The sequence below is a fragment of the Syntrophales bacterium genome, assembly GCA_030655775.1.
Lineage (GTDB): Bacteria > Desulfobacterota > Syntrophia > Syntrophales > JADFWA01 > JAUSPI01.
Map to the genome: position 1 here is coordinate 1 of JAUSPI010000213.1, position 14,790 is coordinate 14,790.

Sequence of the window (14,790 nt, forward strand, 5' to 3'; positions counted from 1 at the left end):
ACAAGAATAGACAAAAATGTAGTCTGGATACTCATGCCGGCGCAGAATATGTATATGGAACAACCCATAAGGCCTGAAGACATGGCTGCTGCAACAGACAAAATGCCGGGTGAAATTGAGCGAAAACTTGTTGGCAAAGAAACGATAGACGGGAAAACGACTAATAAATACAGGATAGTTTATACAGCGGCCGATAAAAAAGAGACCATCTTCCAATGGATTACTGTTGACTCAGGTTTACCGATAAAGACAGAGGCTGCGGACAGAAGCTGGACAATTGAATACAAAAATCTAAAAATCGGCAAACAGCCAGATACCCTTTTTGAGATTCCAGCAGGGTATCAGAAATTCTCTCTTGGTGTGCCAGTTATGCCGGAAACGAAAGAAGGAGAAAAGGCGGTGGAGAAAGAAGAGGGAAAACCATTTAAACTTCCCATTTCAATTCCAAAACTACCGGGGAAATTCTGGTAATTATCGTTTGACGATTGAGGATCTCGGAAAGCATTAACAAAGAAAACAATTTCTAAAGAATTAAATTAGCGACGTATAACCAATAAGGATTGATGAGACCTGGAAGGTCGCATTCAATCCTTTGTTCAAGAAGCCGCGGGCTAACCATATATAGGGTAATGCTTCGCAGGGGATGTTCGGGAGGTGGAGAAAATCAGGAAGCTATTGGGGAGTCGGGAGGGGATTTTCAAATCCGTCCATGAAATCAGCATCACCTCTCATGTAAAATTGCCTTTATTGGATTGGTTTTAGGGCTTATATTTTCGGTTTGGGCGCACTACTCCATTGCCCCTTTCAGGGTATTCTGCGGGAAGAAGCAATGGAGGAAGAAGCTTGGTCAAGTTGGCCCTCTGCATGGCCTGTTCGGGATGAGACTGAAAAGATAGAGCAGGAAACCGCCGCAGGCCGGGCAGATGGGCTTTGGCAATTCGGGTTTCGGTTTTATTGCTGACAAGTCGGTGAGACAGAGTCGGATATTCTGCAGGCCGGCAAGAATAAGGAGCCGGAGGCGAGCAAGAGAGACGGAGGTGTCTTTCCGGTAAGGCTGCGTGAAAAATTTGTGGTGGGTAGGTATGATCGGTTATCAACTTAAGGAGGAGGATAACCGATGGAGCAGCAGTTTGCAGCCTACACAGGACGAAGCCTTGAAGAAGTTCAGCAGCGATTTGAGCGATGGCGTGAGGGGAGGAAGCGTGGCACACCCATCCCGGCTGCTTTATGGGAAGACGCGGTACGTCTTTGCGCCGATCACTCCCTTTGCAAAATATCCAGCGCCTTGCATCTGGATTATAATGTTCTGAAGAAACGCTTTCAGTCTAGGAGATAGGGGAGATAGGGGGACACCTTACTTAATTCTCAGTTATTTTTTCAGCTCGTTGCATAATTAAGTAAGGTGTCCGTACGCAGTAACAACTGTTTTATCTTGCGGGTTAAAGTCCCGTCCGGGGAATTGTCCGATTCGCCCCGGTAGTTCAAGGGAGCGGCGTCTTGGCAACAAGGGGTCGTAAGTTTCCAATTGGCAAAGCAGCAGGCCGTAACGAAAGTGAACCTACACGTAGCCTCGTCAAACTAAGTTGGAGATGCCGACCCTGTGGACACAAGGGGAAGGCCGATGTGCGAAGGCAGAGATAACGGATGTGGCCTGAGCGATCTTTCGGGGTAGCAGGGGTGGCATGTTGCGGAAGATAAACAGTCCAGTGCTGGAGACCCGATATGGTGATGATTGAGGAATATCAACTGGCGCGTATAAGGCGACGAAATCGCGGCGGGCTGTATCGGGAGTCGGAGGGGTTCATAGTACCGTTTGAGGGCATGGGACAACATAACCCTGCCCGAGGGAAGGGACCCTACTTTGTTCATGCAACCGAAGAGTGGAGGGTGATGAAGATTGCCGAATGGCTATTCACTTTGTAATATCACCAGGACACGATGGAGGAAGCTCTATTGTCAGGCCAAGTAGAGAACGCTGGTACTCGGCGGGTCTCCTCAACCCACTTAATGCTGGGGTACAGCGAGTGCTATGCATGCCTTGCGATGAAGAACATCGGAAAGCCGTGTGCGGGAAAATCGCATGCACGGTTTGATGAGGGAGGATTGGCAAGGCAACTATGGTGCGGCTATTTAGGCACTGCCAGACGAAAGGGGCAGAAACAGATAAGCCAGCCTAAAGCGGTCATTGCCAGTTCTCTACTCTACCTGGAATTGCCAGGAATTGCTGGAATTCTATGAGTAGGATGCTCATTCCGCTGCGCTTCATTCGCACCTCTCAAGCTGGGCGTTAGCTGAACGAAAACAATAAACAAAAGGAGAACAAAAATGAAAGACGACAAGAAAAAACTCACCACGAACGCCGGGGCTCCGGTACCGGACAACCAGAACGTCATGACCGCCGGCCCTCGCGGACCACAGCTGCTGCAGGATGTCTGGTATCTGGAAAAAATGGCCCATTTCGACCGTGAGGTTATTCCGGAACGGCGAATGCACGCCAAGGGCTCCGGGGCCTACGGCACCTTTACCGTAACCCACGACATCACCAAGTACACCCGCGCCAAGATCTTTTCCAAGATCGGCAAGAAAACCGAGATGTTCGCGCGCTTTTCCACCGTGGCCGGAGAACGCGGTGCTGCCGACGCCGAACGCGACATCCGTGGTTTTGCGCTTAAATTCTACACCGAGGAGGGCAACTGGGATTTGGTGGGCAATAACACGCCTGTCTTCTTTCTCCGCGACCCGCTCAAATTTCCGGATCTCAACCATGTCGTCCATCGCGACCCTCGCACCAACCTGCGCAGCGCCAAAAACAACTGGGATTTCTGGACATCCCTGCCCGAGGCATTGCATCAGGTGACCGTGGTCATGAGTGACCGCGGCATCCCGGGAAGCTTCCGCAACATGCACGGGTTCGGCAGCCACACCTTCAGCTTCATCAACGCCAAAAACGAGCGCTACTGGTGCAAGTTCCACTTCCGCACCCAACAGGGCATCAAAAACCTCACCGATGCGGAGGCTGAGGCTGTGATCGGCAAATGCCGTGAGAGCAATCAACGCGACCTCTACTACTCCATAGAGAAAGGCGATTTCCCGCGCTGGACCCTGTACGTCCAGATCATGACCGAAGAGCAGGCCGCCAAGCTCCCCTACAATCCTTTTGACCTGACCAAGGTTTGGTACAAAAAGGATTACCCCCTTATCGAGGTGGGAGTCATGGAACTTAACAAGAACCCGGAAAACTACTTTGCCGAGGTGGAGCAGGCGGCCTTCAATCCGGCCAATGTGGTGCCGGGCATCAGCTTCTCACCCGACAAGATGCTCCAGGGCAGGCTCTTCTCCTACGGCGACACCCAGCGTTACCGGTTGGGGGTCAACCATCACCTGATCCCGGTGAACAAGGCCCGCTGCCCCTTCCACAGTTATCACCGCGACGGCCAGATGCGGGTGGACGGTAACTATGGCTCAACCCTTGGCTATGAGCCCAACAGCTATGGTGAGTGGCAGGAACAGCCCGATTTCTCCGAGCCGCCTCTGGCACTGAGCGGGGCCGCGGCCCACTGGAACGCCCGCGAGGATGACAGCGATTACTATACCCAGCCGGGCAAGCTCTTTCACCTGATGAGTAAAGAGCAACAGGAGGCCCTGTTCGGCAACACCGCCCGGGCCATGGACGATGCGCCGGAGATGATCAAAATCCGCCACATCGGCAACTGCCTGAAGGCCGACCCGGCCTACGGCGAAGGGGTGGCCAAGGCCCTGAGTATCCCGCTGAGCAAGGTGCCGAAGCAGGCAATTGGGTAATCTGGGGACACCATATTAGTTTAATCTTCGAACGCGGCAATATTTTAGAAAACTGAATAAATAAATAGGGGCACTTCCCTATTTATTGACGATGGCCATCAATAGGCATATACATAGCGCATGCCAAGAATAGCACGCGTTACATCACCCGGCTATCCTCATCATATTACTCAGCGCGGGAACAATCGTGAAGATGTCTTTTTTAAAGGGTAATCTGGGGACACCATATTAGTTTAATCTTCGAACGCGGTAATATTTTAGAAAACTGGTATGGCGTCCCCCGATTTTGACATATGAAATAATAGGAGATGAAAAATGGACACAGCACTCATCACGATTGGGATAGGCATTGTTTTGGGGGTTGCAGGATCAATTATAGTAAAGAAGGCCTTCGGCAAGAAAGATTCTGGCGAGGGCACAAAACAACACCAGATCTATGCCTTTGTGGAAAATATGAAATCTGTGGGTGAGCTGGTGGTGTTTAAGGCATTTACAAAAGAGATCGTCACAACGGCTGATCACTGGCTTGGCAAAGTGGGAAAGAAGTATCTTACCTGGCTGATGTCCAATATGAAGATGGCCATGATTTTTCAGTTCGAAATAAATTTCTGGTATGACCTGAAAAGCCATGATTTTAGAGTGATGGATGCGGGCCAGGGCAGGTTCATGATAACAATGCCAAAGTGCTTGTATGACATTAATATAAAAGATATCAGCTTTTATGATGAACAGAGTGCCAAGCTGTTGGACTGGCTATTGCCACCTCTTATTAGCAGAGTTTTCTCAAAAGATTTTACTGAAGAGGATAAGAACAGGTTAAAAGACGAGGCAAAGACGCAGGCCTCTTCTATGGCAAATCAACTGATCAAGCAGTTAAGCTCAGAGATTGAAAAATCTGCAAGGCAAACCATGGAGATGCTGGCAAAGAGTTTTGGTGCGGAATCCGTTGTATTGGACTTCAGCGAGTCCCAGTTAATGGAAAAAGGGGTTACCGACCTTTCCCGACAGCCGACTGAGCAATCCACCGCGCCTCTCCAATAACAAGAGATGATAGGTTATAACCAATTCTGAAAAAGTGGGGCGGGAGCCCCCACGCCGGTTAAGAAAGGAAATATTATGAAGAAGTTGATTTTACTTATTAGTATTTTATTGTTAACGCCCTGTACTAGCATGGCAACAGATAAAAATAACATTCTCGCTTGGCCCGACAATCTCCCAGTCTATGATCATATTGTCATTGTCGTTGAAGAAAACAAAGATTATGAGGAGGTAATAGGTCAAGAATACGCGCCTTACATAAATGATGTTCTGAAAAAGGAGGGAGCTAATTTCATAAAAATATTCGGAGAAGAACACTTTAGCCAGGGGAATTATTACTGGTTATTTTCCGGTGACAATCAAAACGTAGGTTTTACCGACCAGGTGCCTAATAAAACTATTAATTCATCGTATCCGTTTACCACCAGTAATCTTGGTTATCAATTAATAAAAAAAGGATTTTCGTTCAAAGGTTACTCGGAAAGCTTGCCCGCTATCGGCAGCACAGTTGCAAAACATGGGGTTTACGCGCGGAAGCATGTTCCCTGGATAAGTTTTGCGAATGTTCCTAATGGCCCAACAATCGAGACATCATCTAATCTGAGATGGAAAGATTTCCCCTCGCCTTCTGAATACGACAAACTTCCAACAGTTTCATTTGTCATTCCCAACCTTGATAACGATATGCATAACTGTTATCCGCCTAACTGTAGTCCAGGGTCACAAGAAGAAATGATGAAGTGCTGTATAAAAAAGGGGGATGACTGGCTGAAAGAGAATATTGGCCCTTACTATCAATGGTCAAAGAAGAATAATAGTTTGCTTATTCTTACCTTTGACGAAAATGATGATAAGAGAGGTTATCTGGGGTTAACAAATCCAATGATTAAATCGGAGAAAATTTTTTGTGATAGCTCAAAAATTGATCCTGAATACTGTGAGGATCTGGAAAATAAAATAGTCACTATTTTCGCGGGTGCGCATATAAAGCCAGGTGATTACCCGGAAGGCAAAGGAATTACGCATATTAATATTTTGCGAACTTTAGAGGCTATGTATGGATTGCCTAAGTCAGGTAAACAGCAGCCTAACGCGGCAGGATACGGCATAAGTGATGATTACATAATAACTGATGTGTTTGAGACGGTGCGATAGAATGAATACAGTTCAGTCCTTTACCCGCAATGCTGGCTTTTCCAAGGCGCCGACTCAATAATCCGGGGACACCACAATAGTTTAATCTTCGAACGCGGCAATATTTTAGACAACGGGTATGGTGTCCCCGGATTTTAAAAAGAAATCATACAAGGACATAACGCTGTGTAAGAGAACAGAAGGTTTCTCTACAAAAGAGTATGGTTTTGCTATACTTTTCTATTAAACAAAAAGAAGGCGAAAAGAAATGAACCTTTTATCCAAAAGTGCCCCGCTAGAAGAGTCAATAGCAAAAATGAAAGCAGTTTTAGCAGACGTTGGATGCGAAACTACTCTTTCGGATGAAAAGCATCCGCTGGAGCATTGTTACTCTGTGAATCTCGTTTCGGTTGAAGCACCAGGTCATATCTATTCCAACGGAAAAGGGATTGTATCGGACGCATCGATGGCGAGTGCATTGGGTGAGTATATTGAACGGCTCCAGACCAATACCTTTTTTATCGATTTTCACCTGCCAAATCGAAAGTATTATCCTGACGAAGTCGCCTTTGAGTTTGGCGGAGCATATCTAAACGATGAACTACGCTTAGTGTATGATCCTGATGGAGAGCTCACGGATGAAGACCTTGTTGATTACAGTAGTGATTATGAGGATAAGATCGTTGCACTGCCTTTTACGAAACGATCGAGTGGGGATACTGTATATATTCCGGTTAATATTTTGAGCAATCTCTACGTCAGTAACGGTCTGGCAACGGGAAATACGCCACAGGAAGCACAGGTGCAAGCGCTAAGTGAGATTTTCGAGCGTTATGCCAAAATAGAGATCATCAAAAACGGTTATGCCCTTCCTAAATACCCCGATGAAATTGTTCAATCCTTTGATCGACTGCATAGTGATGTTTTGGCGCTGCGGGAGTCAGGATACATCGTAGAGGTTCTTGATGCGTCATTAGGGGGAAAATACCCCGTCACCGCTATCTCTTTGATCAGTCCGGAGAACTCTTCTCTTATTGTCTCCTTTGGTGCGCATCCAATTTTAGAAGTCTCGCTTGAGCGGACGATGGCAGAATTGATGCAAGGTCGCGAATTGGAAAATCTGGATGCCTTTGAAGTCCCGACCTTTGACATGAGCATTGTCTCGGACAGTTCTAATCTTGAGTCGCATTTTCTTGACTCTAATGGAAAGTCAGGATTTGGATTTTTAAGTTCTGCAAAAAGTTTTGAATATGCATCGTGGAGCTATCAGGGCGAGGGACGCGAAGCAGAATACAACTACCTGACTGATATTCTTGACAACATGGGCAAAGAGATGTTTCTGCGAGAATACAGCTATCTTGGATTCTATTCTTGCCAGATGATCGTTCCTGGTGTTTCTGAAGTCTACCCTATTGAGGACTTGATCTACAATAATAGAAACACCGGCAAATTGATCCGAAATATGGTTTTACATTTTGAGGAGTATGATCCTCAGGAGATTATAGACACTATTGATTCTCTGGATGATTCAATCAATATCGAAAACTATATCGGTGTTATTTTCGAGAACAGTTTCACCATGCTTGAATTTAAAGCGCAAATGCATCTCATTCTTGGTAACACAGATGAGGCTCTGGCATCCTTGGAATTTGGGACTAATAAGCTGGGACATATTGTCGCGGAATTGATCCGAATGGACGAAGAAAAGTTGGTTTGGGAAGAGTACGAAGAGGCTCTGTTTAACATCTTTGGACGAGAAAGAGTCGAAAAAGCCTTGCGTATAGTAAAAGGTGAAGAGTTCCTGGTAGATACAACACTTCATAGTGACTATCACAATATGCTTGAAATGTATGACAGGCTAGAGCGTAAAAAACAAGCTGCCCTTGTTAGGCAGGGGAATAAAAACCGCCGGGAGTCCATCAATCCGGAAGGTCAGGGGAAATCTCCGTTTTCCCCTTGACAAAACTTATCATGGATGTCCCCTTATTTTCATTATGCATAAAATAAATTAAAAGATGATAGCCCGAATAGAGACTATTGACGAAATTAAACCGATTTTTAAAGAGTATTTGGCTTATGTGAGTCAGTTTTTCGCAATTGCTGATTATGATTCGTGGTGTGAAGGCGCACTGAAGCATTTACAGCTATATCCGATTAAAAATGATCGGCACATTTACATTATAAAGGAATCAGAATCTATAATCGGCTTTGCCTTCGTCAATAAACACTTACGGTTCAATAATGATGGCTTCGCAGTTGCAGAGTTTTATATTCAAAAAGATCATGAGAGAAAAGGTTATGGTCGTAGGTTGGCTGAACATGTATTTGCACAGTTCCCCGGTAATTGGGAAGTTGCCGTCACATTAAAAAATAATTCAGCCCGAGTGTTTTGGAAACAGGTGGTGTCATCTTACACACATTATAAATTTATAGAAAAAAGGAAATCTTCCTTTAGCGGATATGGCTTCCTATTCAACAATGCATAACACATATGAGCCGCACCTTTGTCAATAGGTGAGTAATTGGGGACGGGTTCACATTCTTTTGATGTTTTTTACAATATTCGCCTATATTCATATTTGATGGTTTTATTTGGTGTATGGCGAACCTATAAAAGTCGATATTGCAAGTGCTTGATAGAAATCGCTAAAATGTGAACCCGTCCCCAATTATAATACTCAATTATAGGAGGAGGAGAGTCGCGAGGCTCCTCCCTATCCCGGTTGGACGCATAAGACTATTCATGATTGACAAAAATAAGCAGCAGTATTATTATTACCAGTATTACATATTACTGGAGGTGCAATCATGAGAGTTACCACAAAAGGACAAGTCACAATTCCACAAGAAATTCGGGAAAAATTAGGAATAACTCCTGCTGTTGAAGTTGATTTTGTAGAAGAGAACGACCGAATTTATTTGGTGAAAAGGAAAGGCGAACCCAAAAAAACATATAAATTCAGGAAATTGAGGGGAATAGCCAACGTTAAAATGACAACTGATGAAATAATGGCTCTGACAAGGGGAGACGAATGAAAGGGGTTCTCGTTGATTCGAATATTGTTTTGGATGTTTTTCTGAATGATCCGAAATGGGCTGATTGGTCTGAATCAAAACTGGACGAGTATGATCAATTGGGGATCTTGTATATCAACTCGATCGTCTATTCTGAAATCTCCATTGGTTTTGAGCGGATAGAAGATCTGGAATTTGCAATAGTCAAAGCTGGTCTCCAGATGTTGGAAATCCCCAAAGAGGCATTGTTTTTAGCCGGGAAAATTTACCTTAAATACAAAAAAAGAAAGGGCACAAAAAGGACTCCGCTCCCGGATTTTTATATTGGAGCACAAGCCGCCGTCCAGAATTTGGATTTAATTACGAGAGATGTTTCTAGATATCAATCGTATTTTCCAACTGTTAAATTGATAACTCCATAAGATTTAGTCTCTCAGCATCGAACCAGGCAACCACTTTGAATAAAAGCAAGAAAGGATACGGCCAGCGTTCGTTGAGGCAAGGGGGGACGTCCCCATGTCTGCCACTCCACCCGGTAGGTTACTTTATCATTAGCTGTCATAAGACTACTGTGGGAAAGAGAATATTATTGCCAAACAGTCCCTGATTATTGTATTATATGAAATATGAATGAGACATTCGAGAGAGTTCTGAGACTGATTGAACGTAAGGAAGTTGTGATATCCGACCATGGTTATGATGAGCTTGCGGAAGACAACATTTTCGTCAGGGATATCATGGCAGGAGTTCCGGACGCATTAGTTATAGAAGATTATCCGGACTATCCGAAATGTCCATGTATATTGGTATTACTGAAAGATCGTTTTGATAACCCGATACACGTGGTTTGGGGAATTCCCAAGGGCGCTTCTTCACCAGCCGTTTTGGTTACTGCTTACAGGCCTGATGCCGATCGGTGGACAGTAGATTTTCTGAGGAGGATATAATGAAAAAAAGACGACGTACAAAGCTCGTGCACGAAGGACAATATGTTGCCGAGGTTGATGTAGAATTGATCGATATGAATAAAGGATGGTCCCCTTATTTATCTCTTGATGATGCATACAAGCTGGATGATATTCGCAATGCATTGCGGCTGGGTGACGTTAAGAGTGCGGCGCGACTTGGTCGCATTTTCACTCTCACTCCTATCGCTGTATAGTGACTTACTGGAGAACAAGCGGATCAACTCTGACTGAAAAAGCCATGCCATTTTTAGATTTCTACTCATTTCATCGTTTATAATTACTTCTTCACTTTTAAACATCTTTTTACTTTCTTTTTCAGCAGGTTATCCGTGTCGTTAACTGTCTATAACGGAGTCTGAACATGATTCGCAAATCTTTTTCAGTATTTCTTATCTTTGGCTTTTTCGTGCCGTTATTGATCTTTGGCCCAATGACGTTGCATGCAGATGCAACAAACCCATCAACTTCCCTGGACAAATTAGAAAAAAGAATCGCATCATTCAAACCTGATCCGACGTATAGGGACGACACAAAGCTGCATTGGTCACTTTGCGGGAAGCCGTGGCCGCCGCTAAAGAAGGGAACTACGGAATTGGCGCATGCCTCGTCAATGAAAAAACCGGAGAAGTTATTCAGCGAGGGCACAACCGCATATTCAGCCCGTATTTCCGAAGCGATCTACACGCGGAAATGGATACACTTACCGGCTATGAACAGAGAGTCAGTCAACGCACAAACTCCAAAAGTAGAGGGACTGGTTTTATACACTTCGCTTGAGCCCTGCCCTATGTGTCTGGCCCGAATTATTACCGCTGGAGTGCGAAAGGTATATTATTTGGCTCCAGATCCTTACGGTGGCATGGTTCATCTTTTCAAGAATCTTCCTCCGATCTGGCAGAAAATCGCTGAGGGAAGAATATATGAGCCAGCCCTATGTTCCCCGGAGCTCAAAGACATCGCAAATAAGGTTTTCAAGTACTCATCTGAAATGTTGGATGAAAGGTTGAAAAAAGAATAAACAGCTAACCCGTCACTCAACCCGACTTGCGGTACACGACGTGCGCAAAATTCAGAGCCGGCAGGTGGCAAAACCTGTAACAATTTCTGCCTGAACGCATTGGAAAAAGCGCTTTTTCACTCTAATTGTTCAAAGGGGTCCACTTCAGATCGCAAACAGCGAGGCTTTAAAAAGTCGGTGAATCCAAACGTTAAACAAAAAATGCATCAATGGGAGAGAGAAAATGTTGTCTGTAAAAATTGACGAAGCAAGTGGTATAGCTATACTCGAACCGGATGGAGCGTTATCAAAAACCGATTTTCAGTCGGCCGCCGCAATTATCGATCCTTTTATAGAGAAAGAGGGTCGGTTAAATGGGGTCATAATTCACACAGCCTCCTTTCCAGGCTGGGATTCGTTCGCCGCATTATTTACTCATCTCACATTTGTGAAAGACCATCACAAAAAAGTGTCCCGTGTTGCATTTGTAACGGATTCAGTGGTTGGAAATTTTGCTGCAGCAGTCGGCGGTCACTTTATAAATGCGGAAGTCAAGGTATTTCCCTTTCAAGAGCTGGGAAAAGCTACGTTGTGGATTACAGGGGATGTCGTGGATTAATTTGTCTGACAAATTACTCAAATGGATCGGAATGTCAAATAAGTCGCTCCGGCTGGCGCGGAAAAGGCCGGGTGTGGAAAATTCGAAAAATTATACATGAAAAACAGACAGTCTCCTGCCGAAGCCGCAGAATATAAATCACAAATACGGAGACAAATATCCGAGTCGGGATATCAAATTATCGTAAACATTGGAGATCAATTGAGTGATTTAGGCGGAGGATATTCAGAAAAAACATTCAAACTGCCCAATCACATTTATTTTATAAAATGACTTGCAGCCCCTTTTTCTGTAGATATTCCTTGACCTCCCTGATGCTGAAAATACGATAGTGAAAGACAGATGCTGCTAATAAAATCTGTGCGCCACCCTTAACAACACCCTCATAAAAATGCTCCAGTTTTCCTGCACCGCCCGAGGCGATCACCGGCAGGTCTACAGCATCTGAAATAGCTTTCGTGAATTCCAGATCATATCCGGCTTGGGTCCCATCACCATCCATGCTGGTTGGCAGAATGGCGCCGGCGCCAAGTTCCTGACACTGTGTGGCCCAGGCCACAGCATCTTTGCCTACTGGTTTGGTGCCTCCTGAGACAACCAGCTCAAATCCGGATGGCATCTCCCTATTCCTTCTGGCATCGACAGCTACAAGTATATTTTCTGAACCGAAAGTTTTTGCGGCTTGCCTGACAAGCTCCGGATCCTTGACAGCAGCGCTATTCATGGAAACTTTATCAGCACCGGCGTTAAAAACCATTTCAATGTCTTCCAGAGAGGAAATGCCGCCGCCCATCGTCAACGGAATGGTTATAACCGATGAAACACTTTTAACCCATTCCAGCCTGCTCTTTCGGTTTTCTAACGTTGCAGCTATATCTAAAATGGCCAGCTCATCAGCCCCTTCCTTTTCATAAAAGGCGGCATTTTCCACAGGATCACCTGCATCTTTCAAGTCTACAAAATGTATGCCCTTGACTACGCGTCCATCTTTCATGTCAAGGCAAGGCATGATTTTTATTGTACTCATATACTTCCTTTCTCCGACATATTGCAGCCGTATTAGTTTGTTTTCAACATGAGCGGGATAAACCACATTTTCTGCTCGATTCAGTTTTACAGATAGAGAAAGACTCTATAAACCTTCCACCGCTGTCAGCAGGACGCGGCGATTAAGGGCACGGCCTTCCTCAGTATCGTTCGGGGCGACAGGGTTACTTCTGCCGTAGGCCTTCAGAATGAACCGTTGAGGGGCTATTTCATGCACTTCTATAAGATAGTTCATTGTCGCTTTTGCCCTTTTCAGTGAAAGATCGTCATTGTATTCTTCTGAACCCATGATGTCGGCATGACCTGCCACGATGATTGACACTTTTGGGAGATTTCTTTTCAATACCGTACCGATTTCATCGAGGAGGGCATAGTAAGAAGGCTTAATATCAGCAAGATTGAAGTCAAAGTAAACAATGGGTGCTTTTTTTGAAGAGAGATAATCAGCCAGATTGATATCTTTGATTCCCTTTTCTTTTTCTTCTTTTTTCAGCAGGCCCAGCCATTCCAGGGCGCCTTTGTGCCCGAGACGGGCGGCCATTTCCATATCGTTTCTTCCCTGTTCATTATAGAGCATGTAGAAATTGACAAGAGCGCGTTCATAGTAAGCATCGGCGTTTTTAGGGTCGATTTCTATGGCAGTGGTAAAATCGTCGCGGGTTTCTATGCAGTCGATTGGTTTGAGAGCGAAACGAGCTTTCCCCCTTTTGATGTAAGCATCGACATATTTTGGGTCGAGTTCAATGGCACTCGTGTACGCTTTAATTGCCTCTCTGTAATTTTCCTGTTCTTCACATTTGATTCCCTGTACAAACCGCTCCTTTGCTGTTTCTACTGATCCCGTTTTTACTGAAACACATCCCCAGGTTACAACAAAAGCAAAAATGAGAACAAAGCAGAAAAGTGTCTTTTTCATTGTTCACCTCGATGATTATGAAAATGCATGGCGCTCGCATTCCCCAAAGTTTACTGACAAAAAAGAAAGGGAACAGATTTATTACCCTTTATGCTTCTTGCTGTTCCTTTTGGCTTTCTTCTGTATCTTTTCTTTTCAAGCCGGCCTTTTCACGAACCTCTTCTTCTACCTGTTTCGTGATGTCAGGATTTTCCTTGAGGAACACCTTGGCGTTCTCCCTTCCCTGGGCCAGTCTTTCACCCTTATAGGAATACCAGGCACCACTCTTTTCGATGATTCCATTATCTGCGGCAAGGTCAAGAATGTCCCCTTCTTTTGAAATGCCTTCCCCGAAGATGATGTCGAACTCGGTTTGCCTGAAGGGAGGAGCAACCTTGTTTTTTACCACTTTAACCCGCGTCCTGTTTCCTGTAACCTTCTCTCCCTGTTTAATGGCGCCTATTTTTCTTATGTCCAGACGCATCGTCGAGTAAAATTTGAGGGCATTACCGCCCGAAGTGGTTTCCGGGTTGCCGAAGAAGACCCCTATCTTCATCCGTATCTGGTTGATAAAGATGACGGTTGTCTTAGATTTGCCGATACTTCCAGTGAGTTTTCGAAGGGCCTGTGACATGAGTCTTGCCTGGAGTCCCATCTGCGCATCACCCATCTCTCCTTCAAGTTCCGCCCTGGGTACAAGGGCTGCCACGGAATCTATGACCATGACATCCAATGCTCCGCTTCTCACCAGTGTTTCGGCAATCTCCAGTGCCTGTTCACCTGTATCGGGTTGTGAGATGAGAAGGTCGTCGGTATTGACACCAATCTTTCTGGCGTATAGTACGTCAAGAGCATGTTCCGCGTCTATGAAGGCAGCCAGACCATTTTGCTTTTGTGCCTCGGCCACTATGTGAAGGGCAAGGGTTGTTTTACCACCGGCTTCGGGACCATATATCTCGATGACTCTTCCCCGTGGAACACCACCCACACCTAGGGCGATATCGAGGCTTAGTGCGCCTGTGGGAATGCTTGGAATATCTGAAATGACTTCATCCCCCCCCAGTCTCATGATTGAACCCTTTCCGAACTGCCGTTCTATCTGGGTTATAGCCAGTTCAACCGCTTTTTCTCTGTCTGTATCTAATTTCATGGTTACCTCCATTTATGACCGGGAGCGCACCCCGCAAGCCCCGCCTTGTAGGCGGGGTCAAGGGGCGCAATATAATTAAATTATTTCTTACCGGGAAGCCCCGCCCTGTGGGCGGGGAGCTTCACT

18 protein-coding genes and 1 pseudogene are annotated in these 14,790 nt (G+C 45.3%); 16 read left to right on the forward strand and 3 right to left on the reverse strand.

Annotated elements, in window-relative coordinates:
• The 16 genes and pseudogenes from Q7J27_11240 to Q7J27_11315 form a co-directional block, all read left to right on the forward strand.
• Nucleotides 1-471 (forward strand): hypothetical protein (locus Q7J27_11240; GenBank protein ID MDO9529717.1); only part of this gene is annotated, 471 nt, incomplete at its 5' end.
• Nucleotides 472-1,058: 587 nt separating this feature from the next.
• A complete protein-coding gene (locus Q7J27_11245) occupies nt 1,059-1,310 on the forward strand; it encodes a hypothetical protein (GenBank protein ID MDO9529718.1) in 252 nt (83 codons plus the stop codon).
• A gap of 412 nt (nt 1,311-1,722) precedes the next feature.
• The gene (locus tag Q7J27_11250) at nt 1,723-1,923 is read left to right on the forward strand and encodes a hypothetical protein (protein MDO9529719.1); all 201 of its coding nucleotides are present in this window, start codon (nt 1,723-1,725) and stop codon (nt 1,921-1,923) included.
• A gap of 120 nt (nt 1,924-2,043) precedes the next feature.
• Complete coding sequence (locus tag Q7J27_11255) at nt 2,044-2,238, forward strand: hypothetical protein (protein MDO9529720.1); 195 nt, start codon at nt 2,044-2,046, stop codon at nt 2,236-2,238.
• 87 nt (nt 2,239-2,325) lie between these two features.
• On the forward strand, nt 2,326-3,801 hold the full coding sequence (locus tag Q7J27_11260) for a catalase (GenBank protein MDO9529721.1): 1,476 nt from the start codon (nt 2,326-2,328) through the stop codon (nt 3,799-3,801).
• Between the two features lie 315 nt (nt 3,802-4,116).
• Entirely contained in the window at nt 4,117-4,842 is a 726-nt protein-coding gene (locus Q7J27_11265) for a DUF4230 domain-containing protein (protein MDO9529722.1), read from the forward strand.
• A 75-nt stretch (nt 4,843-4,917) separates the two neighbouring features.
• Nucleotides 4,918-5,994: an alkaline phosphatase family protein gene (locus tag Q7J27_11270; protein MDO9529723.1), complete on the forward strand. Its 1,077-nt coding sequence runs from the start codon at nt 4,918-4,920 to the stop codon at nt 5,992-5,994.
• Nucleotides 5,995-6,241: 247 nt separating this feature from the next.
• Nucleotides 6,242-7,933 carry a YcaO-like family protein gene (locus Q7J27_11275; GenBank protein ID MDO9529724.1) on the forward strand — a complete coding sequence of 564 codons (1,692 nt, stop codon included), beginning with the start codon at nt 6,242-6,244 and terminating at the stop codon, nt 7,931-7,933.
• Between the two features lie 55 nt (nt 7,934-7,988).
• Nucleotides 7,989-8,459 (forward strand): GNAT family N-acetyltransferase, encoded by a 471-nt coding sequence (locus tag Q7J27_11280; GenBank protein MDO9529725.1) that lies wholly within the window; start codon nt 7,989-7,991, stop codon nt 8,457-8,459.
• Nucleotides 8,460-8,781: 322 nt separating this feature from the next.
• A complete protein-coding gene (locus Q7J27_11285) occupies nt 8,782-9,009 on the forward strand; it encodes an AbrB/MazE/SpoVT family DNA-binding domain-containing protein (protein ID MDO9529726.1) in 228 nt (75 codons plus the stop codon).
• On the forward strand, nt 9,006-9,410 hold the full coding sequence (locus tag Q7J27_11290; protein ID MDO9529727.1) for a type II toxin-antitoxin system VapC family toxin: 405 nt from the start codon (nt 9,006-9,008) through the stop codon (nt 9,408-9,410). Before Q7J27_11285 ends, Q7J27_11290 begins: the two co-directional genes overlap by 4 nt.
• A 204-nt stretch (nt 9,411-9,614) precedes the next feature.
• Nucleotides 9,615-9,935, forward strand: a complete 321-nt coding sequence (locus Q7J27_11295; GenBank protein ID MDO9529728.1) for a DUF4258 domain-containing protein — start codon at nt 9,615-9,617, stop codon at nt 9,933-9,935.
• Nucleotides 9,935-10,150, forward strand: coding sequence for a hypothetical protein (locus Q7J27_11300; protein MDO9529729.1), 216 nt, complete (start codon nt 9,935-9,937; stop codon nt 10,148-10,150). Before Q7J27_11295 ends, Q7J27_11300 begins: the two co-directional genes overlap by 1 nt.
• 167 nt (nt 10,151-10,317) lie before the next feature.
• The gene (locus tag Q7J27_11305; GenBank protein ID MDO9529730.1) at nt 10,318-10,974 is read left to right on the forward strand and encodes a deaminase; all 657 of its coding nucleotides are present in this window, start codon (nt 10,318-10,320) and stop codon (nt 10,972-10,974) included.
• Between the two features lie 223 nt (nt 10,975-11,197).
• Nucleotides 11,198-11,572 carry an STAS/SEC14 domain-containing protein gene (locus Q7J27_11310; GenBank protein ID MDO9529731.1) on the forward strand — a complete coding sequence of 125 codons (375 nt, stop codon included), beginning with the start codon at nt 11,198-11,200 and terminating at the stop codon, nt 11,570-11,572.
• Nucleotides 11,573-11,647: 75 nt separating this feature from the next.
• Nucleotides 11,648-11,845: pseudogene (locus tag Q7J27_11315) on the forward strand (HAD family acid phosphatase).
• Here the strand turns inward: Q7J27_11315 and hisF are convergent.
• From hisF to recA, 3 genes are all read right to left on the reverse strand, one after another.
• Complete coding sequence (hisF, locus tag Q7J27_11320) at nt 11,835-12,599, reverse strand: imidazole glycerol phosphate synthase subunit HisF (protein ID MDO9529732.1); 765 nt, start codon at nt 12,597-12,599, stop codon at nt 11,835-11,837. The pseudogene Q7J27_11315 and the gene hisF sit on opposite strands and share 11 nt — an antisense overlap.
• A gap of 105 nt (nt 12,600-12,704) precedes the next feature.
• The gene (locus tag Q7J27_11325) at nt 12,705-13,535 is read right to left on the reverse strand and encodes an OmpA family protein (protein ID MDO9529733.1); all 831 of its coding nucleotides are present in this window, start codon (nt 13,533-13,535) and stop codon (nt 12,705-12,707) included.
• A gap of 88 nt (nt 13,536-13,623) precedes the next feature.
• Nucleotides 13,624-14,664, reverse strand: a complete 1,041-nt coding sequence (gene recA, locus Q7J27_11330) for a recombinase RecA (protein ID MDO9529734.1) — start codon at nt 14,662-14,664, stop codon at nt 13,624-13,626.
• Between the last annotated feature and the right edge of the window lie 126 nt (nt 14,665-14,790).